Source organism: Nitrobacter sp. (assembly GCF_051535235.1).
In the GTDB taxonomy this organism is placed as follows: domain Bacteria; phylum Pseudomonadota; class Alphaproteobacteria; order Rhizobiales; family Xanthobacteraceae; genus Nitrobacter.
In genome coordinates this window covers 72,829-92,193 of the sequence record NZ_JBPPLZ010000005.1, presented here as the reverse complement: position 1 = coordinate 92,193, position 19,365 = coordinate 72,829, and the positions used below count along the sequence as shown (strand labels likewise).

The following is a 19,365-nucleotide window of genomic DNA, read 5'->3' as shown; positions in this document are numbered from 1 at the left end:
CCGCCGGGGAGCGGGGCTAATCAATGTCTGTTCAAATGGTGCTGCTGCCGGTGTTCGTGCTCATCGGGCTCGCGTTCGCATTGCTGTTGGGGATGGCGGTCGCGCGGACGAGGTCTTTGAGGTCCGGCGAGACCCGGTTCAGGGACATCGCGCTTCGCGAACCGAACTGGTCGGTGCGCGCCACCCAGATCGCGAACTGCTTCAGCAACCAGTTCGAAGTGCCGGTGCTGTTTTATGTCCTGATCGCGCTGGCATTGCCGCTGCGTCACGCCGACCTTGTCATCGTCGTGCTGTCGTGGGTATTTGTCCTCACACGGTTCGTCCATGCCGGCATCTTTGTGACATCGAACAACGTCCCGCGGCGGGGAATGGCGTGAGTGGTGGTGCTGATGGCGATGTGGATTTATTTCGCGCTGCGCATCCTGCTCGTGTAAGCGCCGCGTCTCCAATCGAAAGTCAGCCATGACGCCAGCCGCGCGGCTCTCCGCCGCCATTGAAGTGATCGAGGCTATCGACAGTCAGCGGGTGCCGGCTGCAAAGGCGCTGAAGGAATGGGGCACAGCGCACCGCTTCGCCGGCTCGGGCGACCGCGCCGCGATTTCGGGGCTGGTCTATGACGTGCTGCGCCGTCAGGCCTCCAGCGCCTGGATCATGGACGACGACACGCCCCGCGCGCGTCTGCTCGGCATGCTGAGGCTCGAGCGGGGGCTGGACGCCGATGCGATTGTGGGGCTGTGCGATGGCAGCCGCTTCGCACCCGAACCGCTTTCCGGCGCCGAACTGGCCGCGCTGGCCTCGCGCAGCGTCGAGGACGCGCCCGCTCACATCGCCGGTGATTATCCGGAATGGCTGGATGGCTACCTCGCGGAGGCGTTCGGCGATGACCGTGCGGCGGAGGCCGCGGCGATGGCGAGCCGCGCGCCGCTCGACCTGCGTGTCAATACGCTGAAGGCCAAACGCGAGAAGGTGCTGGGCCGGCTGCATCATCTCGGCGCGACGGCGACGCCGTGGTCGCCGCTGGGTTTGAGAATCGCGCTCGGCGCCGATGCCCGCAATCCAGGCATCCACGCCGAGGAGGATTTCATCAAGGGCGCCGTCGAGGTCCAGGACGAGGGCTCGCAGCTCGCGGCGCTGTTGTCCGGCGCGAAACCCGGCGAGCAGGTGATCGACCTTTGCGCCGGGGCCGGTGGCAAGACTCTGGCGCTGGGAGCCATGATGCAGGGCAGGGGCCGCCTCATTGCGACCGATCGCGACAAGCGGCAGCTCGCGCCGATCCACGAACGGCTGTCCCGCGGCGGGGTTCATAACGCGGAGGTCCGCTCTCCAAAGGGGGAGGAGGATCCGCTGTCCGATATCAAGTCATCCGCCGATCTCGTGCTGATCGATGCGCCCTGCACCGGGACCGGCACCTGGCGGCGCAACCCGGACGCGAAATGGCGGATGCGGCCGGGCGCGCTCGAAGTCCGTTTGAAAGACCAGGCGGAAGTGCTTGATCGTGCTGCCGGTTTGGTCAAACCGGGCGGCCGCCTCGCCTATATCACCTGTTCGGTGTTGCCGCAGGAAAATGGCGAGCAAATCCGTAAGTTTATCGGCCGACATCCAGATTTCACGGTAACGCCGCCGTCGCAGACCGCTGGCGTGCTGTGGGACAGGACCGACGACTTTCTCGCCGCGGTTTACCTCTCTGACGAGGGGCTTTTGATGACGCCGCGCCGGACCGGAACGGATGGGTTTTTCGTCTCGATTCTGGCAAAGCGTTGACTGAAAGCTGTTGACTGAAAGCTTTCGTCATGCCCGGCCTTGTGCCGGGCATCCACGCCTTGCCTTCAGCCTCGCATCAAAGACGTGGATGGCCGGGACACGCCCGGCCATGACGCGTTTTTGGCGGTTGCGACGCCGATGCCGGTCGCGTAATTCCTCGCCATGACAGCCTCCAGCAAAGCGTCTACGTCAGCGTCTGATCCTTCTGCCGGCGCGACCTCGGCGCACGACAAAATTCTCATCGTCGATTTCGGCAGCCAGGTCACGCAACTGATCGCCCGGCGCGTGCGCGAGGAGGGAGTCTATTCGGAAATCGTCCCGTTCCAGAAGGCGGAAGCGGCCTTTCTTGAGATGAAGCCGAAGGCGGTGATCCTCTCGGGCGGACCTGCCTCCGTCCTCGACAAGGATGCACCGGCGGCGCCGATGTCGATCCTCAAGGCGGGCGTGCCCATGCTCGGCATCTGCTACGGCGAGCAGACCATGGCCCAGCAACTCGGCGGCACTGTCGAAGCTGGCCATCACCGCGAATTCGGCCGCGCCGCCATCGAGGTCATCGAAGGGTGTGCGCTGTTTGACGGCGTCTGGGAGAAGGGCGGCAGATACGACGTCTGGATGAGCCATGGCGACCGCGTCACCGGGCTACCGGATGGTTTTCGTGCGGTGGCGAGGGCGCCCGGCTCGCCGATCGCGGTCATTGCTGACGACGCGCGCAGGTTCTATGCGATGCAGTTCCACCCCGAGGTGGTGCATACTCCCGACGGCGCGAAACTGATCCGCAATTTCGTCCGAAAGGTCGCGGGGTTGACCGGCGACTGGACGATGCGCGCGTTTCGCGAGGAGGCGATCGAGAAGATCCGCGCTCAGGTCGGCAAGGGCCGGGTGATCTGCGGCCTGTCGGGCGGCGTCGATTCATCGGTGGCGGCGATCCTGATCCATGAGGCGATCGGTGACCAGCTCACTTGCGTGTTTGTCGATCACGGGATGCTGCGCAAGGACGAGGGCAGGACGGTGGTGGATCTGTTCCGCCATCACTACAACATTCCGCTGGTCCACGTTGATGCGTCGAAGCAATTTCTGGGCGAACTCGCCGGCGTCACCGACCCCGAAGCGAAGCGCAAGACCATCGGGCGTCTCTTCATCGACGTGTTCGAGGTGGAAGCGAAAAAAATCGGTGGCGCCGACTTCCTCGCGCAGGGCACGCTCTACCCCGATGTGATCGAAAGCGTGTCGTTCACCGGCGGTCCGTCGGTGACCATCAAGTCGCACCACAATGTCGGTGGTCTGCCTGATCGCATGAACATGAAGCTGGTCGAGCCGCTGCGTGAACTCTTCAAGGACGAGGTGCGTGTATTGGGGCGTGAACTTGACCTGCCGGAGATTTTCGTCGGCCGCCATCCATTCCCGGGGCCGGGGCTAGCGATCCGATGCCCCGGCGAGATCACCCGCGAAAAGCTCGACATCCTGCGCGAGGCCGACGCCGTCTACATCGACCAGATCCGAAAAGCCGGGCTCTACGATGAGATCTGGCAAGCGTTCGCGGTGCTGCTGCCGGTGAAGACGGTTGGTGTGATGGGCGACGGACGCACCTATGACTATGTGGTCGGCCTGCGCGCCGTGACCTCGACCGACGGCATGACCGCCGACTTCTATCCGTTCGGCATGCGCTTCCTTGGCGAAACCGCAACACGCATTATCAATGAGGTGAAGGGCGTCAACCGCGTCGTCTACGATGTGACGTCGAAGCCGCCGGGCACAATCGAGTGGGAGTGATTCAGATCCCTCGCTGAGAGCAAAAGCAAAATCGCGGTCTATGATCTCGGCAGCAGCACCTTCGATATTTTAATTCTCGACATCGGTGATGTGTGTTCGAGGTAAAGTCGACTAGTGGCGCCACGTTTTTGGCGGTGAAGATCTTGATATGCGGCTTGTGAACGACCTGACCGACGAATTTAAGAGAGAGCAGGAATCGACCTCAGGAGGGACACCTCGCTTTGCAACGGCTCAAGGCGCATCAATGGAATGCCAGAAGACTATTATATCGCTAAAATTCAGCTGGCCTCAACATCGGCATTACCGAAAGCACTGCGCTGGCCTGGAATGTGTTCGCGCCAATCGCGCAGCCAGGACACGGGGACATCGCCGGGACTTACGTCGGTGTCGACGCCATGGCGGCGGCCCTCGTCGGCATCGGTGGCAACGTACTCCTCGGCGGTTCGAACAACAGCATTGCACTCCAGCCCATCAGCGTGCAGGCCGAGACCGGGGTAGTCATCGCGGCGGGACTTTAGCGGATGGATTTGCAACCAGGTCGCTGAAAAGACGACAGGCAGGCACCGTTCGCCCGGGCCGAACGGCGCCTGAGGTTTTCCCGAATGTTGACCGTTTCCGCCGATAAAGAGGATGCTAGAATGGGAGCCTGAAGCAGCCACGAAAAAACGTTTGCTCCAGAAGATCGTTTCCCGGACGCTTCTTTCTTCTAAAATTCTGGTGGGAGATTGAAATTGAAAAGGTTTGCCGGGTTGGGAGGCAATGGGCAACTCGATGATGGCAAGCCACGGCTGGCGGACGACGACATAACGCGCGTACCCAGCTTGGCCGCGTGGCGTTCCGGGAGAACGGGACCCTGCGAGAATGACGCCACAGCAAGCGAAGAATTATCCAGAATATGTGGATCCCGGGCATGTTGAATAGCATCAATCCGCAGTCAGGCTGCGCCATCCCTTGCGAAGAATGGCAACTCTCGGGCGGAATCGTAATCTGCCGTTCTCGGGAGCTCTAGATGGCAGGCAATCCTTACGACACACTCGGCGTATCTCCGTCGGCTTCCGCCGCCGATATCCAGAAGGCCTATCGTAAGCTGGCGAAGAAGCTGCATCCCGATCTCAATCCCGGTGATAAGACCGCCGAAGAGAAATTCAAGGAAGTTTCCGCCGCCTACAATCTGCTTAGCGACGCCGAGAAGCGAAAGCGTTTCGACAATGGTGAGATTGACGAGTCGGGCGCAGAACGACCGCAACATCAATTCTATCGAGACTTCGCGAACTCGGACGACGGACATCCTTACACCAGCACCTCCGGCTTCGCTGACTTCATGGATACGGATGATGCCCTGGCCGAACTTCTGAGGCGTGGACAACGAGCGCGCCAGAACCGGCGTGGCGAGGATCTGCATTACCGACTGCCGATCGATTTCGTCGACTCGATCAGCGGCGCAAGCAAGCGCATCACCCTGCCGGACGGCGACACGCTGGAAGTGAAGATTCCGCCCGGACTGATCGACGGACAAATCCTGCGCCTGAAAGGCAAAGGGGCGCTCGGCGCGGGGAAGGGCGGCCCCGGCGATGCCCTGATCGAGGTAGAGGTCTTGCCTGACCGCCGCTTTACACGCGACGGCGACGATATCTCATTGGAGCTGCCGATCTCGCTTTCCGAAGCCGTACTCGGAGGCCAGGTTCGTGTTCCGACGCCGACCGGCGACGTGACCATGTCGGTACCAAAAGGCTCGAACACGGGAACGATTCTTCGTTTGAAAGGAAAAGGCGCGCCGCGTCGCGGCGGCGGGAGCGGTGATGAACTTGTCAAGCTGAAGATTGTTCTACCGAAATCGCCGGATCCGGAGCTCGAGGCATTTGTATCGAACTGGACGAAGGGCAAGGAATTCAATCCGCGTGGAGGCACGCCGTCATGATCATGAGCAAGGAACAATTCCTGACATCGTCAGGTGTCCAGATTCAGACACTGGAGTTCTGGCTCGAGCAGCAATGGCTGATACCGGAGGATACCGCCGCTGGCATGAGCTTTTCCGACAGAGACATGGCACGGGCGCGTCTCATCCAGGATCTCACGGGCCAATTTGGCGTCAACGACGAGGGGATCGATGTGATCCTCCACCTCGTCGATCAGCTTCATGGGATGCGTCGCGCGTTTGCGCAACTGAACAAAGACATTCGCGGAACGTCGGCCTAGATGATAGCTGCGCGCGACCGGGGCCCCGGCTCAGGAGATCGAGACAATGATCGAAAGATTGGAGCGACCGGGTCGAGGGGAAATGGATAGCCTCATCATGCAGGCTTTGATCCGCAAACTCATTGAAAAGAATGTTCTGTCACCGGGCGATGTACGCGATATTCTTTTCGACGCCGCAACCCGTCTCGACATCGTCGGCAGTGAGCAGACGCCGCAAGCAGCCCGCATCATGGTCGAAGAGAATCTGGCGCCCGTATTCCTGGGCGAGGATCGCGGCGATGCGCCAACGACGGGACGCGACCGCCGCAGAAATAAATAGGTGAGCTGACGGAGATACTCGCTGTCTGGACCCGAAGGCTTCGCGGTGGCGACCATCGCATCCTGAACGCGATGGACAATTTGTCTTGTTTCATTTCGACAAACTGTCCGCAGCGTTGGAAAGAACACCTCACTCTTCAACGATGCGAGCCAGGACCTACATCGCCTTTATTTCTGAAAAGTGGATGAAACCAAAAGCTGGTGGCAGGGTTACGACGTCTGGTAACATTCTTATTACATCGGTCATTGCAGCCGCTGGCCTGATGACATCAGTGGTTTCCACGATTATCGTCGAGGCATTGTTTGAGGAAGCAACATAAGCGATGTCCATCATACCGCTTGGAACAACGGGAAGCTTCACGCTTGATGTGAAGTCGGAACATCTGGCCAGCCAGGTCAAGAACCCGACGCTTCCGGATGTTCTCGCGACGCCGGTCATGATCCTCGTGATGGAGAATGCGGCGTTGAGTGCCATTTCACGCTACCTGAAGCCAGACGAGCGGGCGCTCGGCACTGCGATCGATGTCCTTCACCTTGCCGCAACCCCGGCTGGATTGCGCGTTGTCGCGACCGCCGTCGTCACGAAAGTCGACGGGCGACGCATCGTTTTCGACGTAACCGCGCATGACGAAATCGAGGAGATCGGGAAAGGCACGCATGAGCGCACGATCATCGATCTCCATCGTTTGCAGCAGCGCCTCGACGCAAAGAGCGCTCGACCGGCGGCTGCCCGGAAGAGCTAAGGCCGCGCACGCCTCCGGACGTGTGCGGATTCGAAATATCGGCAGCGAGGCGTAGCTTGACATTCAACGGCAAGAGCATTGCCACCATGAATAAGGAAGAAGGAGAGACGGTCTGAACGCAAGGTATGTATAAGAGCAGAGGAGAGCCCATGATGACGAACAGGATCGAGCACGACATGGATGTCATCGGTGCCGACGGCGTTCACGTCGGTACGGTTGACCGCGTCGAGGGCGATCGTATCAAGCTCAAGAAAAGCGACAGTTTCGGGTCCCACGAAGGGCATCATCATTTCATTGAGATGGGTTTTGTGGCCGGCGTGGAAGGCGACAAGGTCCGTCTTTCTGCGAACGCCGACGTCGCCGTCACCCTGGAGGAAGAGCCGTCCGGCCGACCTGTCAAGTTGGGATGATTTCTCGACGCGTGCGCATTGGCGTGGCGTTGAGCGGCGTGGATCTCTGTTGGAGTCGGTTGCCACCTCATGCGATGGTGCACAACTTGCCCCTCAGCCACGGACAGAATGTTCAGTCCTCCTGTGCGGAATTCGTCAGTCTATTGAAATTGTATATGCGCCGTTTGGCATGGCCATTGCTGGTGTTTTGAAACGGCCGCGCAGTCTTGAGTCCAGGGAGAGTGCCAGATGGACGAATATGATCTCTATATCAATGCCAAGAAGCCGGCCATTGGGCTTTACGTCCCCAAGGGCGCAAGCCTTCCCGATCTCGCCGACAAGAAAGATTGGGTTTTTGATGGCACCGCCGCGCAGGATCTGCTGCCTCCGGAGGTGGTTGAAGGGATAAAGGCTGACGGTCACGCTTTCCGGGACATGGATTAGCGCCAAACGCGATCGTCATGCGCGACAGCATGCCGGTTCGGCGACATCGTCAGGTCGCATTCGACGCCATTTTATAGTTATGCGCGGTCGCCGCGCCGGCGATGCTAAGGCAGGGTCGAGTTGCGCGTGCCGTTCGAATTGTCACGGCAACGGCTCGACGGTCCAGCATGCATGTGCAGTTGGAACAGGGATGTTGGAAAAGAGACAGTCTTCTGGAGAAGTGAGATGACGAAGAGGTTCGAGATCGGCGATCACGTGGCCTGGAATTCCGAGGCTGGCCGGGTATCGGGTACGATCATCGCCGTTCACACCAGCGACTTTGATTACAAAGGTCACACCCACCATGCCTCAAAAGAAGACCCTCAATACGAAATCAAAAGCGACAAAACTGATCATATCGCAACCCACAAAGGCAGCGCGCTTCATTATGCGTGAAGCCGACACGGTGTGAAGCCGCGCCCTTCACCATCGGCCATTCCAACCGGATTTCGAGAAAGTTGTCGAACTGCTGACCGCGCCACACCAATATATCGCCAACATATCGCGGCCCTTGCTCGGTCTCCGTAGAAGAGTGCGCACTGCCGAGAGTCAATGGTGTAGCGCGGCCGGTCCAACACAACGACATGGGTCGCGTAGCTAAAAGTAAAATGCCCCGTCGAAGCAGGGCAAATTCTATTCAGTGGGCTCCAAACTCTGTCTTGATCCAATCGTCGACAGCCTTCTTTGACTGCAGTTCATGATACCCGTAGAGCTTTTGCAGCTTTCCTTCGAGCCGCTCGCGTTTGCCATCGATCTCATCGAAGTCGTCGTCAGTGAGCTTGCCCCACTGCTCTTTGATCTTGCCTTTGAACTGCGTCCAGTTTCCTTTGATCCGGTTATCCCAGTCCGCCATGGGGCTCATACTGTTCATGCTGCTCTCCTCTGGTTGCAAAGAAAAACGTGCAAAGAAAACGTGCAAGGAAAAGAAAAACGGTCCGGAGGTTTACCTTGTTCCAAGGGGCGGCGCCGTCGCACGTGCTCGTGAACAGAGGCAATGAGCGGCCAATCATACCAGGCCCACATATCAATGGTTTAGCGCGGGCGTATCGCTAGAGGCGGACAAATTGTCCGTCTTTCATCAGATAATTTATCTGCGACATCAGTGTCGGCGGATCGCCGCCTCGCATTCACCCGAGCAAACAACGTGTGGCCTGGTTTCGTATTGCGCGGAGTGCGACGACCATCGCAAGATCCACCACGTATCAGCTTTTGTGCTGATATATCAACATGGTACAATGAAAAATAATCGAGTGGAATGATCCACTGGGCATGAACGATCCCCCTGGTCCCATTCGAAAATCTCAGTTGACGAGTGCCGGTGAGCCGCCATAAGCAGGCGCAGCAGCCGCGGGCCGGCATCATCCGCCGCTGTCATCCGCATGGATTTTGAATTATTACCCGAATAAGCACGGGGTTCGGTGTTCATTGAGGGCCGGCGTAGCACAGCGGTAGTGCAGCGGTTTTGTAAACCGAAGGTCGGGAGTTCGATCCTCTCCGCCGGCACCATTATTCCCTCGGCGTTAAATTGGAATCTTTTTTGATCCTCGGCGGTTCGACCTCGGGCGTCCGGGGGACACTCCTATTGGCGGGAAGCCGCCAAGCGGATCCCGCCCTGTTGCCCGCAACTTGCGGCCGGCTGTTTCGCCATGTCCGAATTGTGTGACCCAGATCACGGCGTCGTCATGCACTGCTGAACTACACAGATGCCACGGAGGGAATGGTTCTTCCGAGGCACGAACGGAGATCAGCAATGTCGAGCGGAATGCGCGACCTCACGATCGATGAACTGGATTCGGTCAGCGGCGGCACGGTCCATACCGAGGTGAGGAAAACGACGCTAATCGATATCAACGGCAAGGGCATTCTGGCGATCGGTACCGTCAGCATTGACGGCGGGCCGGCGCTGCCGTCCGCCGAATGGATCCCGGTGAAATAAGAAATTCCGGCTTCATCCCCACACCGATCAACGCCCGCAAAGATCAACAGACGTGACGAATGTCCGTCGCAAACTCAAAAGGAGATTTACAATGATGAATCCCGGCATGCGCGAATTGACGATGAACGAGCTTGACGCGGTCAGCGGCGGAGAGGTCCTGGCGCAGGGCACGGTGATCAAGATTTCGATGGACAAGGGGACGCTCACCGTCGGCTATATCAGCACCGGCGGCGGCCCGACCCTGCCATACGCGAAATGGCAGCCCAAGTAAGAAATGGCAGTTCAAGTAAGAAGGCTTGGTTGAGAGAGCCTCGACCCGACCGGGTCGGGGCTTTCTTGCGTTAAAGCGGTTTGCTTTTTGATGGAAACAAACTGATCCGTCATGGCCGGCATAGCCGTTCGAAGAACGGCGTCGCTTTTCTCGCCCATAGCTGTTCAAGAACGGCGTCGCTTCGCTCACTTATGGTCTCCCGGCTATCCACGTTTTCCTTCGCTGAAATTCCAAAGGCGTGGATGTCGGCGTAAAGCCGGGCATGACTGGGTTGCTGATTCCATCGAAAGCAACCTGTCTAGAAGTGGAAAGGCTCATACGACCGATTCGGGCCGTGCCCCGCAATCGTAAACGACTCCTGAATCTCCACAGGCGCTCCGGGAAAATATCGACCGGGACTCAAGCGATGGAATCGCCTGATGATCCGGTCATGGACACGATGCCGACACCGGCGACCGACGGCCTGCAGCTCGCGCTTGCCATTGCGTTGTTTGCGGCCTGCTCGGTGAATCTGGTTCTGCTCAGCTTCTGGCTGTAGCAGGAACCCCGACCTCGTCCGCCCCGTTAACATTTCGATAGCGGAATGCTTCGCAATTGATTGCCGGCGCAGGCTTGCACATTAGGCTTACCGGCAGTTTCGGCGGCGGCTTTAACCCTTGCCGACATCGGTTCGACTAGGGTCGGCCGGAAACCGGATTCTTGTAATGCGTATCGGATTAGGACTTGCGCTGGCTCTTTTGATCGGGACGTCGTCGACCGCTCTCGCCGACAGCGGTCCGGTGATCGTGATTCCCGGCCGTCCCGGCGTTCCGATCATGATCAACGGCATCGACGCCTCCTATGCGGTCGTCGAAGGCGACTGGGGCCTCGCCCGAAGGATTCACGTGCAGCCGACGGTGTATGGCGGACGCTACGTCGATCCCGATCCGCACGTCGGTCATTATTATCCGAGCCTCGGCCAGAGACCCGGTTACGGCCGCCTCGAAATCGAACCTCCGGCGAACCGCAAGCTGCCGCCGCGCGCCGAAAGTTTTCATCAGTCCTGGTCGGCCCGCTCCGATCCGACGCCCGCGCAATCCGATATCCCGCAGACGCCGCCTGCGATCATCCTCGCACCCGAGATCGGGCCCACAGGTCCGCCGCAGGACTTTCAGCATCGGACCCCGCAGTTTCGCAGGTCCAAACCGTAGCATCGAACTTCAAAAAACAGACAAAGCAGGAGAGAGTAAATGCGTCAGATGATTTCAGGATTGGTCGCGGCCGCGGCCCTGATGGCGGCGAGCGCTGCGCCGGCGATGGCGTGCGGGGGACTGTTCACAAGCGCGGGGTGTTCGCCGTGCAGCCCGTGTGCGCAAGGCTATCATGGCTATTACGGTGCGGGCTACGGCATCGCCGCTTACGAGCGTCTGCCGTCTCCAACGCAGTATTATTATGTCAATCAGGGACCGACCTTCAGCGGTCCGGGCAACTTCGCGCCGGTGCCGACCTATCAGGAAGCCGCCGTTTCCGGATGGAACGCCTACAGCCGCCCTTATTACTATCCCTACGACGGCGGCCGTTACGCCCATGCCATGCATCACTACTATGACGGCGCGCCCGTGACCGGCCCGGTCGTGTACAGCTATCGCTGGCATCACGCCCATCGCCATGGCCTCCGGTATGGCCATGCGCCGCACCGCCATGGTCATGTCCACGGACCGCGGCATCATCCCCACGGTCACCATCATCCGGTGGCACACCGCCACCACTGACAGGCCGCGCTTCTTAAAGCAGACGCCCGTTCGCAAATGCGAGCGGGCGTTTTCGTGCCTGTCAGCGCATCAGGTCGAGATGGCTGGCGCCGATATAGAGCGCGAGCACTGCGGCGTTCGAGACGTTGAGGCTCTTGATGTCGCCGGGCATGTCGAGGCGCGCGACCGCGCTGCATGTTTCCCGCGTCAATTGCCGCAGACCCTTGCCTTCGGCGCCGAGCACCAGCGCCAGCGGTTGCCGCAAAGGGATTGCGGCGAGATCCTCGCCTCCGGCGCTGTCGAGGCCGACGGTCATGAAGCCGCGGTCGTTCAGTTCGCTCAGCGCCCGCGACAGATTCTGTACCAGCACGAGCGGCACAAGCTCCAGTGCGCCGGAGGCGGATTTCGCCAGCACGCCGGTCGCCTCGGGACTGTGGCGCGCCGTGGTGACGATCGCCTTCACCGCAAACGCTGCCGCCGATCGCATGATCGCGCCGACGTTGTGGGGGTCGGTGATCTGGTCGAGCACCAGCACGATGCCTTCCTGCGCCAGCGTGTCGATATCCGGCGAGGGCAGGGGATCCGCTTCCGCGAGCAGCCCCTGATGCACCGCGTCCGGGCCGAGGCGTTGATCGATCGCGCCGGGACGCACGATCTCGGGCGCAATCCGCGTGTCGATGTTTTCATCCGCGAGCCGTCGCGCGGCGTTCTCGGTGAGCAGCAGCTTTCGGATGATCCGCCGGGGATTGGCCAGCGCGGCTGTCACCGTGTGCCAGCCGTAAAGGATCGCCGGGCTGTGGGGGCTGGCGTCGCGGCCATTTCGAGCCGAACCCCGTCCGGGGGGACGTTTCCGGTCGCCGGTCTTTCCGGCGCGGTTGTCTCCCGACGGCCGGGAATCCCGCCGGAATCGCGGTCCTCGATCTCGATCGCTCATGCGTGCTTGTCTCACGGGCCTGAAACAATGGCAATTTCCACCGTTGGATGCGCGGAAGTCCTCAATCCCGGTCGCTCTCGGTTGACTTTGCCGGGCCGCTTCGCCCATAAACGCGCGCAACCGTAGGCCCGGTATCCGGGCAGGTGCCATCAATGTCATCCACGGGTCGGTCCGGCCACTTTTTCAGTGGGTGACATCCGATGGCGTTACGGGGGAGTGTCCCGAGTGGCAAAGGGAGCTGACTGTAAATCAGCCGCCTCATGGCTTCGTAGGTTCGAGTCCTACCTCCCCCACCAATAAAATCAATATCTTACAGACAAAATTGAAGCCGACATTCTCGGAGAGGCGAACTGACAACGTTCCCGGGGTGTGGGCGGGGGTCTCGGGTTCATCCGTCACCATCCGTTGCCAGGTGCGCTACCGTCCGTTGTGATCCGCTACTGGACCGGCTGGTCGCGCAACGAATCATGCACGCCGTACCATGCGGGGCAGGCGAGGCGCTCGGTCGTCGAGATGACTCGTGTACGCCGCACGCCGCGTGCCGGCGGTGACCATCTCGGGTCGGGTCACGCCCTTCTTGTCGATGGTGGCTTTACCGTCCAATGAAGATTAGGCAAGGAAAGGGTGACGGCCATCTGGTTCGTATTCATCCCTGCCGGCTGCGGCCTGACCGAGCACGGATTGTTCGGCAGGATCAGGCGGAGTCCGGACCGTTGGAGATTTAAGATGAACGAACGCCAGGCTCTGGTCTCTATCAAAAGGATGATAAAGGCGGCGAGCGATCTCGATGATATCGAAGCCGTTCGGGATCAATTCCATACGATGCTCCTCATCGCGAACCATGCGCTTCTTCCTGTTCAGCGCGGGCCGACGAAAAATAAAAAAACAAACCGGTGACGGAGCCTTAATTGACCAACACAGCTTTTGCTTTGATTGGGTTCATCGCATGGACGTTGGCCCTGTTGGTGCTCATGGAGTCGATCCGGACCTACCTAGTCGTCGCAGGCAAGGTGCCGGCAAACGGATTCACACCTGATAATGGTAATCTGTCGCCATTTATGAAGCGTCTAGCTCGAGCGCATGCCAACTGTATCGAAGGGCTGCCAGTGTTCGGAGGCCTGCTGGCCTTTGCAATTATCCTGGGGAAGACCGCGGCCACCGACGGCCTGGCGCTATGGTTCTTGGCTGCGCGCATTGCTCAATCGATCATTCATCTGATTTCGACGAGCGTCGTGGCGGTGAGCGGTCGTTTCGCTGCCTTCGCCACTCAGATGGCGATTGGCGTCTATTGGATTGTTGCTCTGATATAGAAACCGCCTGATCGGGACTGCCGGCCCGGTAGACCGTAGGGGGGCGGACAGGCAGCCCCTTGCCGGACCCCTCCCGGCTTTCTGATGATATCAGAAGAATTCCCGTGCCCATGTTGAGCAAGTCGGAAGAGTACCGGCAGAACGCCCGCTGCCGACTCAACCCGGCGGCGGGTTTCGTAGGCCACGCTTGGGGCGTGCCGGATTCCTGGGTGCGCTGGTTTTATGCTCGCGCGGTGATGTTTGCTCGCCGACCTCGGCGTTCAGTCCTCGGGATAACTTGCACGCTGCATGGCAAGGGGTGGCGGCAGATAGGTAGTTGGCGCTTCCCGCCCTCGCGTGAGCGGTTCGAAATGTCTCAGGCAGGGACTAAGGTGCAAGCGCCCGGGCAACCCGAAAACCGAGGTATCTGAGCCGATAATCGGAGGCGAACCAGTAACGGCTCGCCGAGCGAAGGAAAGCAGGAGCGAGGAGAAAGGATCCGCCACGGACGACACGGTGATAACAGTTACCGCCTTCGATCCAAGCCGAGCCATCGGGCGGCGCGCCGTTGTAGGTTTCGTGGTAGCAATCCTCCGTCCACTCCCTGACATTGCCCACCATGTCGTAGAGACCGAACCCGTTAGGTGCAAATGATCCGACGGGCGCGGTTTGCTTGGCATCCCATCGGCTGCCACAGGCGTGGCAGTTGGCGTTGTTTGTGCCGATGGTGTTGCCCCAAGGATAGATCGTTTGTGTACCGGCGCGCATCGCATACTCGTATTCGGCCCCCGAAAGCAGGCGATAGGACTTGCCGGTCTTTTTCGACAGCCAAGTGACGTAAGCCTGGGCATCGTCCCAGGAAACGTTGATCACCGGGCGACGGCCACGGCCCCAGCCTTCATCGGAAGGCTTGTAGCCGTTGCAGCCGCCGTCAGCCACGCAAGCATCCCATTCGTCGAAGGTCACCTCGAAACGGCTGACCGCAAATGGTCGAGCGATGGTGACCATATGTTGCGGGCCTTCCTCGGTGGAACGCCCCGGCTCGCTTGCCGGCGATCCCATCGTGAAGCTTCCGGCCGGGACGACCACGAGCTCCGGGCAATTCGCGCAGTCCTTAAACATGTCCTTCGGCTTCAGCGTCTGCTTCTGCATGGGCGGTTGTGCCGCCGCCTGAGTGGACGCTGGCGTTACCTGAGCGATGATTGCGATGCCAAGCACGCATAGCCCAACTAGTGATGTCAGCACTGACACGGCGCGCCGCCGCCGCCCGACTTTGCGCGCTAAAGACATAGCCTGCTGTCGCGTTTCGTTTTTGTTGTGTTTGCCTTCGTCTTCTCGCTGTTCGCGCTCGAATGCGGCGTCCTCGCGCAAGCGGTTGAAAAGTTTCGGAATGTCAGCATAGGAGGGCATCGAATACATCCGTCAGCAAGGGCAAGACGCTGGTTACGAAGCAGGGAAGAGCAAGAGCGGAAGGCCCAGAATGCTCAATTAGCGTCGATGGATCACACACTGGGTCTTGCCGTTAGAATTTCTTCACTTCTACTCCGTTGTTCAGCGAGCGGTTTTGTATTCCTGAAACCGACCCGTGAAAGCACGATGTAGAGCGCGGCGGCGTTCATGAGCGCCCAGATAGCAAAGCCGAGCGTGTAGCCACCCAGAAGCTCCTTGCTGGTAGCCAGGATGATTGTCATGGTGAAGCCACAGGCCGCGCCGGCGGCCTTGGCCAGTCCGCTGACCGCACCGACGTGCACGAAGTACATCGGGATCAGCTTGATCACCGCAGCCGCTGCGGCGCCGGACAGCAGCGCAAGTCCGTACATGGCGAATAGCTCCACGGGCAGCGAAATCTGCATGGCCATCAATAGGGCCAGAACGACCATGATGCCGAACATCCAGCTCAGGATTTTAAAGGTATCGTAACGATCGGACAGCCAGCCACCCATAGGCCGCGCGATCGCAACGCAGATCACCAATGGCGGTGTGTACATCATGGATGCCCGTATGGCGTCCACATGCCACTGGTCGAGCAGGTAGATCGGCATCGCCGACGCGAAGAAGGTAAGGGTGCCAAACGAGACCCAGTAAAGGTATGGCACCAGCCATACTACTGCGCCCGAACGATACACGGCGAAGATTTCACGCAGCGACGTGTTCTTGAGCTTCCTGTTCGGCGGATCGGAGGTAAAGAACCAGTAGACCAGAGCCATCAACAGTGTAGCAACGGCGAAGATTGGGAATATCAGACGCCAGCCATCCGGGCCGCTCAGGACTCGGGTAATCAGGAAAGTGACAGTCACCATGCCAACGGTGATTCCGACATTGCCCATCCCAAAGATGCCAAGGGCTGTACCCTGCTTCGATTTGGGGTACCAGGACGCTACATGAGCGTTACCGACGACGAAGCTCGCGCCGCCCAGTCCGAGCAGCGTCCCCAGTGCCAGAAAGGCGTAATAGCCTTGGGCAAAGTACCCCAAAAGCAGAGGGAGGGTGACGCTCAGAAGTAGAAGTGTGAAAACGCTCCGGCCACCGAACTTGTCCGTCAAGACGCCGAGCGGGATGCTGACCGCCGCCGCGAAAAAGGGCTCCATCGCCGTCAAGACAAGCACCTGGGTCGCGCTAAAATCGTACCACTTGATTAGAAAAGGGGCGAGCGCGGCAAACATTCCCCAAACCGCAAAACCGAGCGCAAACGCCAGGGACGATATCCACAAAACTCTGGAGTTGCCCGAGGGCTCCGCCGTCACATCAGCCGCGATAACCGGATTTTTCATGCCTGCTCCCAACTAGAAGAGACCGCACTTGCATCAACACGAAGCTAGCACTGCATTGTAAGGCTTTTAATCATCCGGCTAAGCAATTTACAGAGTATCTCTTGGCGATCTTCGCGTCTATCGATTTCCGAAAGCCCGGCCTCGTTTCCAGGTAGCGCTACCGATCGAGCACACCGCGACCGTGCGTCCGTACTGATCCCGGCCGACGCCTTCACAGCTTACGGGCCTACCCGCAATGAAGCGGTCTAGCTCGTTAGCTGCTTTGGCGCTGCATCGATATTGCAAGCTGTCGTCACCGCGACAAAGCTGGTCGGACTCGGGCGCGTCGAGACCGGACAGACGAATGCGCTGCCCATCTTCCAAACCGATTCATATCAACCGGCTCACGAAGCGTCGGCAAACCTTTCGGACGATCCGCTCTCAGCCGCCTCAAGCCGTCACGTAGACGATGAGCACGACAAAGCCGCTGATCGCGAGCGTGGCGTGAATGCCGATCAGCGTGCCCGAGAGCCGCCGCTTGCGAAGGCGCGCTGAAAAGAGGGTAAGGCCGACGACGGCTGCCAGCGCGATAAGCACGGCTGCAATCATGCCGAACGAGCCGGCCCCCTTATCGAGCCCACGAGGCGGCCCACGCAAGGCGAGACCGAGACAGCCGAGACCGCCGATGGCGATCAGTCCGTGCAATGCCGCCAGCCGCCAGGACGGCGCTGCAGCGTGTTCAGGCATATACATAATTGCGAGCACGGAGCCCAGCAGCACGGCAATTCCGAGGATGGTGAAAGCGGTGATCAGCACTGGCTTAACCCTTTTTATAGTCGTGCCTCGATTGCCTATATGATTCCTGAACGGCGCTTATCGCATGCCGCAAGAGCTATCAGAACCAACAAACTCGCAGATCAGGACATCTTCAGGAAGGTGACCGCGGAACGCCGCTTACCGAAGATCATGGGGTGCCACTTATTCAATTGGAAGAACGAATTGATAGGCCGCGATAACAGGGCCTGATGAATGGCTTTCAGTTCTTTCTGCGAAAGTTCCGTTCGCGCCATAGAAAACGCCGTCGCCTGATCCATAGCCGCGATGATCTGCGTTTCAGTAGAGCGTCTTCGCCGCGTGGTTTATCTCCAATGGATGACCCAACTTATCAAGCAGGAAGTTCGGGAAGCACGTCAAAGACGACAAGCGATTAATCGTCCAAAGTTGCGCAACTTTAAATTAATAGCAGCACTCAATGCATGTCGTGCTGCCAGTGAGCATACATTGATCTGTCAGTGTGCGGTGGCTACAAATGATCACTGTAGCTTATCACACCGGAGATATGCATGCCGACTCGAGTCCAAATTGACAAGCTTGCGCCAACTTTCATCGTCGGTTGGGCTTGGAATCCGGATGCTCCAGCAGCGTGTGTTAGCATCCAGGTCCGCGTCGGAGACGAAATGGTAGGCTCTGCAATTGCGGATGGCTTCAGGCGGGATCTGCTTCGCGCGAATATCGGTTCTGGATATCATGCGTTTGTCATTATGTTTACGCGCGAATTGAATTCGGATGAGCTGGATAAGCTAGCTGTTATCATAATGGATGCGGGGCAATCGCCGGCCATATCCCTGAAACAGGTGAATGTTGATCGTTCGGGCCTGCCTGCTCCTGCGCAACCAAAGTCAATTGGAGAGCAGGTCAGAGAGTTGATGAAATTCAGTCCTGCGTATGCAGAGTCTCCGAAGCCTGACCAGCCATCCATGCCTCCATCACAACTGGTTGAGACCCTTGATCTTGAATGTGAGATTGCCGGCAGCGAGGAACTGAAGGTTCTTCTGGAAAAAAGCGGATTGAATGTGGACGGGCTGGCCGCCGCGATGAAACGGGATACCAGACCTATTCCGTCTTCATCCAACCGCGAAGGTTATGCCTCGGGCCGCGATCTCGCATACTGGCTCAGCGGATATGCGCAGTTTAAGATGATTTCAGATTTTGCAAGGCCGCATGGAGTCCGCGGAGGACGATATTTCGACTTCGGCGGTTCGACGGGACGTGTCTCGCGGCATTTTGCCTTTCAATCTAGGGATTGGGATGTTTGGTTATGTGACTTCAAATCGGTCTCGATAGATTTCTGCCTCAAATATCTTCCTGGCATTCAATCGTTCTGCAACACGTCGTTTCCATCGCTGCCGATTGAAGATCAATGCTTTGACCTTATCTCGGCGCTTTCCGTGTTCACGCACATAAACGAAAGCGAATTAAGCTGGTTGCTTGAACTAAGGCGTGTTTTGGCTAAAGGCGGAATTGCCTGTATCACGGTTGTAAACGATGAATGTTGGTCTAATCCGGACCGCGTCTTGAAAGACTCGATCAAGGGATTTCGTCCTGATCTAATGAATGTGAAAACGATTCCAGAAGGGAAAACAGTGATCGCGTTCCGTGACGACGATCCCTATAATTGCAACGTAGCGCACAGCAATAGCTATATCCATGATGTCTGGGGCAGATTTCTCGATATCCGCGCTATTATCCCGAAATACTCAACCAGTCAGTCGATGGTGATTTGTAGTCGTCGGGATTAGAACGGCTCGGCCAAACAAGCTTGAATTGTGATGTCTGCCGAGGTCGCGCACTGACCCGTCAAACTGAAATGCACCTTGCTGCGTTTTAGGATCGCTTTGGGGCCAACTCAGAACGTACAATTTTGAGTCTGATAGTGAGCGGCGCATGGCCGGATCGCTGGCAAGCCTGATCCGGCCGGAGGGGGTTCGGACGCGATTGCTTTCGCTCCGCTCGCG

Annotated in this window: 26 protein-coding genes, 2 tRNA genes and 1 pseudogene; 23 read left to right on the top strand and 6 right to left on the bottom strand. The window is 58.8% G+C overall.

Annotation, left to right across the window (positions count from 1 at the left end):
- Positions 1 to 23: 23 nt before the first annotated feature.
- The 13 genes and pseudogenes from ACS3WA_RS08830 to ACS3WA_RS08770 all read left to right on the top strand — a co-directional run bounded on the left by ACS3WA_RS08830 (position 24) and on the right by ACS3WA_RS08770 (position 8,056).
- Positions 24 to 377: an MAPEG family protein gene (locus ACS3WA_RS08830; protein ID WP_438278160.1), complete on the top strand. Its 354-nt coding sequence runs from the start codon at positions 24 to 26 to the stop codon at positions 375 to 377.
- An 85-nt stretch (positions 378 to 462) separates the two neighbouring features.
- Positions 463 to 1,761, top strand: coding sequence for an RsmB/NOP family class I SAM-dependent RNA methyltransferase (locus tag ACS3WA_RS08825; protein ID WP_438278159.1), 1,299 nt, complete (start codon positions 463 to 465; stop codon positions 1,759 to 1,761).
- Positions 1,762 to 1,923: 162 nt separating this feature from the next.
- Positions 1,924 to 3,531, top strand: a complete 1,608-nt coding sequence (gene guaA, locus ACS3WA_RS08820; RefSeq protein ID WP_438278158.1) for a glutamine-hydrolyzing GMP synthase — start codon at positions 1,924 to 1,926, stop codon at positions 3,529 to 3,531.
- 15 nt (positions 3,532 to 3,546) lie between these two features.
- Positions 3,547 to 3,767: pseudogene (locus ACS3WA_RS08815) on the top strand (Hsp70 family protein); the annotation flags it as partial.
- Positions 3,768 to 3,860: 93 nt separating this feature from the next.
- Positions 3,861 to 4,049: a DUF992 domain-containing protein gene (locus ACS3WA_RS08810; RefSeq protein WP_438278157.1), complete on the top strand. Its 189-nt coding sequence runs from the start codon at positions 3,861 to 3,863 to the stop codon at positions 4,047 to 4,049.
- 491 nt (positions 4,050 to 4,540) lie between these two features.
- Positions 4,541 to 5,449 (top strand): DnaJ C-terminal domain-containing protein, encoded by a 909-nt coding sequence (locus ACS3WA_RS08805; RefSeq protein WP_438278156.1) that lies wholly within the window; start codon positions 4,541 to 4,543, stop codon positions 5,447 to 5,449.
- Positions 5,446 to 5,727 (top strand): chaperone modulator CbpM, encoded by a 282-nt coding sequence (locus ACS3WA_RS08800; protein ID WP_438278155.1) that lies wholly within the window; start codon positions 5,446 to 5,448, stop codon positions 5,725 to 5,727. The genes ACS3WA_RS08805 and ACS3WA_RS08800 overlap by 4 nt, the downstream gene beginning before the upstream one ends.
- A 46-nt stretch (positions 5,728 to 5,773) precedes the next feature.
- Positions 5,774 to 6,046, top strand: a complete 273-nt coding sequence (locus ACS3WA_RS08795; RefSeq protein WP_438278154.1) for a hypothetical protein — start codon at positions 5,774 to 5,776, stop codon at positions 6,044 to 6,046.
- Positions 6,047 to 6,131: 85 nt separating this feature from the next.
- On the top strand, positions 6,132 to 6,365 hold the full coding sequence (locus ACS3WA_RS08790) for a hypothetical protein (protein WP_438278153.1): 234 nt from the start codon (positions 6,132 to 6,134) through the stop codon (positions 6,363 to 6,365).
- Positions 6,366 to 6,368: 3 nt separating this feature from the next.
- Positions 6,369 to 6,788 carry a thioesterase family protein gene (locus tag ACS3WA_RS08785; RefSeq protein ID WP_438278152.1) on the top strand — a complete coding sequence of 140 codons (420 nt, stop codon included), beginning with the start codon at positions 6,369 to 6,371 and terminating at the stop codon, positions 6,786 to 6,788.
- Positions 6,789 to 6,940: 152 nt separating this feature from the next.
- The gene (locus ACS3WA_RS08780; RefSeq protein ID WP_438278151.1) at positions 6,941 to 7,198 is read left to right on the top strand and encodes a DUF2171 domain-containing protein; all 258 of its coding nucleotides are present in this window, start codon (positions 6,941 to 6,943) and stop codon (positions 7,196 to 7,198) included.
- A 228-nt stretch (positions 7,199 to 7,426) separates the two neighbouring features.
- Positions 7,427 to 7,621, top strand: a complete 195-nt coding sequence (locus tag ACS3WA_RS08775) for a hypothetical protein (RefSeq protein WP_438278150.1) — start codon at positions 7,427 to 7,429, stop codon at positions 7,619 to 7,621.
- Positions 7,622 to 7,846: 225 nt separating this feature from the next.
- Entirely contained in the window at positions 7,847 to 8,056 is a 210-nt protein-coding gene (locus tag ACS3WA_RS08770; protein WP_438278149.1) for a DUF2945 domain-containing protein, read from the top strand.
- A gap of 241 nt (positions 8,057 to 8,297) precedes the next feature.
- Here ACS3WA_RS08770 and ACS3WA_RS08765 read toward each other — a convergent pair whose 3' ends face one another.
- Positions 8,298 to 8,531 carry a CsbD family protein gene (locus ACS3WA_RS08765; protein ID WP_438278148.1) on the bottom strand — a complete coding sequence of 78 codons (234 nt, stop codon included), beginning with the start codon at positions 8,529 to 8,531 and terminating at the stop codon, positions 8,298 to 8,300.
- Positions 8,532 to 9,091: 560 nt separating this feature from the next.
- On the opposite strand from ACS3WA_RS08765, the gene ACS3WA_RS08760 reads away from it, so the two are divergent.
- The 6 genes from ACS3WA_RS08760 (at position 9,092) to ACS3WA_RS08735 (ending at position 11,618) form a co-directional block, all read left to right on the top strand.
- Positions 9,092 to 9,166: transfer RNA gene (locus tag ACS3WA_RS08760), tRNA-Thr, on the top strand.
- A gap of 244 nt (positions 9,167 to 9,410) precedes the next feature.
- Positions 9,411 to 9,596 carry a hypothetical protein gene (locus tag ACS3WA_RS08755; RefSeq protein WP_438278147.1) on the top strand — a complete coding sequence of 62 codons (186 nt, stop codon included), beginning with the start codon at positions 9,411 to 9,413 and terminating at the stop codon, positions 9,594 to 9,596.
- Positions 9,597 to 9,687: 91 nt separating this feature from the next.
- Positions 9,688 to 9,867 carry a hypothetical protein gene (locus tag ACS3WA_RS08750; protein ID WP_438278146.1) on the top strand — a complete coding sequence of 60 codons (180 nt, stop codon included), beginning with the start codon at positions 9,688 to 9,690 and terminating at the stop codon, positions 9,865 to 9,867.
- A 406-nt stretch (positions 9,868 to 10,273) separates the two neighbouring features.
- Positions 10,274 to 10,405, top strand: a complete 132-nt coding sequence (locus tag ACS3WA_RS08745) for a hypothetical protein (protein ID WP_438278145.1) — start codon at positions 10,274 to 10,276, stop codon at positions 10,403 to 10,405.
- Positions 10,406 to 10,571: 166 nt separating this feature from the next.
- Complete coding sequence (locus ACS3WA_RS08740; protein WP_438278144.1) at positions 10,572 to 11,057, top strand: hypothetical protein; 486 nt, start codon at positions 10,572 to 10,574, stop codon at positions 11,055 to 11,057.
- A 39-nt stretch (positions 11,058 to 11,096) separates the two neighbouring features.
- Positions 11,097 to 11,618, top strand: coding sequence for a hypothetical protein (locus ACS3WA_RS08735; protein ID WP_438278143.1), 522 nt, complete (start codon positions 11,097 to 11,099; stop codon positions 11,616 to 11,618).
- Between the two features lie 61 nt (positions 11,619 to 11,679).
- On the opposite strand, the gene ACS3WA_RS08730 is transcribed toward ACS3WA_RS08735, so the two are convergent.
- The gene (locus ACS3WA_RS08730; RefSeq protein WP_438278142.1) at positions 11,680 to 12,531 is read right to left on the bottom strand and encodes a TrmH family RNA methyltransferase; all 852 of its coding nucleotides are present in this window, start codon (positions 12,529 to 12,531) and stop codon (positions 11,680 to 11,682) included.
- A 210-nt stretch (positions 12,532 to 12,741) separates the two neighbouring features.
- Between ACS3WA_RS08730 and ACS3WA_RS08725 the strand changes: the two genes are divergently transcribed.
- The 3 genes from ACS3WA_RS08725 to ACS3WA_RS08715 all read left to right on the top strand — a co-directional run bounded on the left by ACS3WA_RS08725 (position 12,742) and on the right by ACS3WA_RS08715 (position 13,841).
- Positions 12,742 to 12,827: transfer RNA gene (locus ACS3WA_RS08725), tRNA-Tyr, on the top strand.
- A gap of 430 nt (positions 12,828 to 13,257) precedes the next feature.
- A complete protein-coding gene (locus tag ACS3WA_RS08720; protein ID WP_438278141.1) occupies positions 13,258 to 13,428 on the top strand; it encodes a hypothetical protein in 171 nt (56 codons plus the stop codon).
- Between the two features lie 11 nt (positions 13,429 to 13,439).
- Positions 13,440 to 13,841 carry an MAPEG family protein gene (locus ACS3WA_RS08715; protein WP_438278140.1) on the top strand — a complete coding sequence of 134 codons (402 nt, stop codon included), beginning with the start codon at positions 13,440 to 13,442 and terminating at the stop codon, positions 13,839 to 13,841.
- A 366-nt stretch (positions 13,842 to 14,207) separates the two neighbouring features.
- Here ACS3WA_RS08715 and ACS3WA_RS08710 read toward each other — a convergent pair whose 3' ends face one another.
- The 4 genes from ACS3WA_RS08710 to ACS3WA_RS08695 form a co-directional block, all read right to left on the bottom strand.
- Entirely contained in the window at positions 14,208 to 15,230 is a 1,023-nt protein-coding gene (locus ACS3WA_RS08710) for a formylglycine-generating enzyme family protein (protein ID WP_438278139.1), read from the bottom strand.
- A gap of 92 nt (positions 15,231 to 15,322) precedes the next feature.
- Positions 15,323 to 16,591 carry an MFS transporter gene (locus ACS3WA_RS08705; protein ID WP_438278138.1) on the bottom strand — a complete coding sequence of 423 codons (1,269 nt, stop codon included), beginning with the start codon at positions 16,589 to 16,591 and terminating at the stop codon, positions 15,323 to 15,325.
- Positions 16,592 to 16,708: 117 nt separating this feature from the next.
- Complete coding sequence (locus ACS3WA_RS08700) at positions 16,709 to 16,954, bottom strand: thermonuclease family protein (protein ID WP_438278137.1); 246 nt, start codon at positions 16,952 to 16,954, stop codon at positions 16,709 to 16,711.
- 66 nt (positions 16,955 to 17,020) lie between these two features.
- A complete protein-coding gene (locus ACS3WA_RS08695) occupies positions 17,021 to 17,386 on the bottom strand; it encodes a hypothetical protein (protein ID WP_438278136.1) in 366 nt (121 codons plus the stop codon).
- A gap of 527 nt (positions 17,387 to 17,913) precedes the next feature.
- Between ACS3WA_RS08695 and ACS3WA_RS08690 the strand changes: the two genes are divergently transcribed.
- The gene (locus tag ACS3WA_RS08690; protein ID WP_438278135.1) at positions 17,914 to 19,149 is read left to right on the top strand and encodes a class I SAM-dependent methyltransferase; all 1,236 of its coding nucleotides are present in this window, start codon (positions 17,914 to 17,916) and stop codon (positions 19,147 to 19,149) included.
- The last annotated feature ends 216 nt before the right edge of the window (positions 19,150 to 19,365 follow it).

Excerpts from the sequence above, each read along its gene's own strand:
- ACS3WA_RS08745 (WP_438278145.1), top strand. The coding sequence starts at position 10,274 with ATGGAATCGCCTGATGATCCGGTCATGGACACGATGCCGACACCGGCG.
- guaA (WP_438278158.1), top strand. The coding sequence starts at position 1,924 with ATGACAGCCTCCAGCAAAGCGTCTACGTCAGCGTCTGATCCTTCTGCC.
- ACS3WA_RS08735 (WP_438278143.1), top strand. The coding sequence starts at position 11,097 with ATGCGTCAGATGATTTCAGGATTGGTCGCGGCCGCGGCCCTGATGGCG.
- ACS3WA_RS08765 (WP_438278148.1), bottom strand. The coding sequence starts at position 8,531 with ATGAACAGTATGAGCCCCATGGCGGACTGGGATAACCGGATCAAAGGA.
- ACS3WA_RS08705 (WP_438278138.1), bottom strand. The coding sequence starts at position 16,591 with ATGAAAAATCCGGTTATCGCGGCTGATGTGACGGCGGAGCCCTCGGGC.
- ACS3WA_RS08710 (WP_438278139.1), bottom strand. The coding sequence starts at position 15,230 with ATGCCCTCCTATGCTGACATTCCGAAACTTTTCAACCGCTTGCGCGAG.
- ACS3WA_RS08690 (WP_438278135.1), top strand. The coding sequence starts at position 17,914 with ATGCCGACTCGAGTCCAAATTGACAAGCTTGCGCCAACTTTCATCGTC.
- ACS3WA_RS08755 (WP_438278147.1), top strand. The coding sequence starts at position 9,411 with ATGTCGAGCGGAATGCGCGACCTCACGATCGATGAACTGGATTCGGTC.
- ACS3WA_RS08730 (WP_438278142.1), bottom strand. The coding sequence starts at position 12,531 with ATGAGCGATCGAGATCGAGGACCGCGATTCCGGCGGGATTCCCGGCCG.
- ACS3WA_RS08800 (WP_438278155.1), top strand. The coding sequence starts at position 5,446 with ATGATCATGAGCAAGGAACAATTCCTGACATCGTCAGGTGTCCAGATT.
- ACS3WA_RS08830 (WP_438278160.1), top strand. The coding sequence starts at position 24 with ATGTCTGTTCAAATGGTGCTGCTGCCGGTGTTCGTGCTCATCGGGCTC.
- ACS3WA_RS08795 (WP_438278154.1), top strand. The coding sequence starts at position 5,774 with ATGATCGAAAGATTGGAGCGACCGGGTCGAGGGGAAATGGATAGCCTC.
- ACS3WA_RS08740 (WP_438278144.1), top strand. The coding sequence starts at position 10,572 with ATGCGTATCGGATTAGGACTTGCGCTGGCTCTTTTGATCGGGACGTCG.
- ACS3WA_RS08780 (WP_438278151.1), top strand. The coding sequence starts at position 6,941 with ATGACGAACAGGATCGAGCACGACATGGATGTCATCGGTGCCGACGGC.
- ACS3WA_RS08805 (WP_438278156.1), top strand. The coding sequence starts at position 4,541 with ATGGCAGGCAATCCTTACGACACACTCGGCGTATCTCCGTCGGCTTCC.
- ACS3WA_RS08750 (WP_438278146.1), top strand. The coding sequence starts at position 9,688 with ATGATGAATCCCGGCATGCGCGAATTGACGATGAACGAGCTTGACGCG.
- ACS3WA_RS08775 (WP_438278150.1), top strand. The coding sequence starts at position 7,427 with ATGGACGAATATGATCTCTATATCAATGCCAAGAAGCCGGCCATTGGG.
- ACS3WA_RS08825 (WP_438278159.1), top strand. The coding sequence starts at position 463 with ATGACGCCAGCCGCGCGGCTCTCCGCCGCCATTGAAGTGATCGAGGCT.
- ACS3WA_RS08785 (WP_438278152.1), top strand. The coding sequence starts at position 6,369 with ATGTCCATCATACCGCTTGGAACAACGGGAAGCTTCACGCTTGATGTG.
- ACS3WA_RS08720 (WP_438278141.1), top strand. The coding sequence starts at position 13,258 with ATGAACGAACGCCAGGCTCTGGTCTCTATCAAAAGGATGATAAAGGCG.
- ACS3WA_RS08770 (WP_438278149.1), top strand. The coding sequence starts at position 7,847 with ATGACGAAGAGGTTCGAGATCGGCGATCACGTGGCCTGGAATTCCGAG.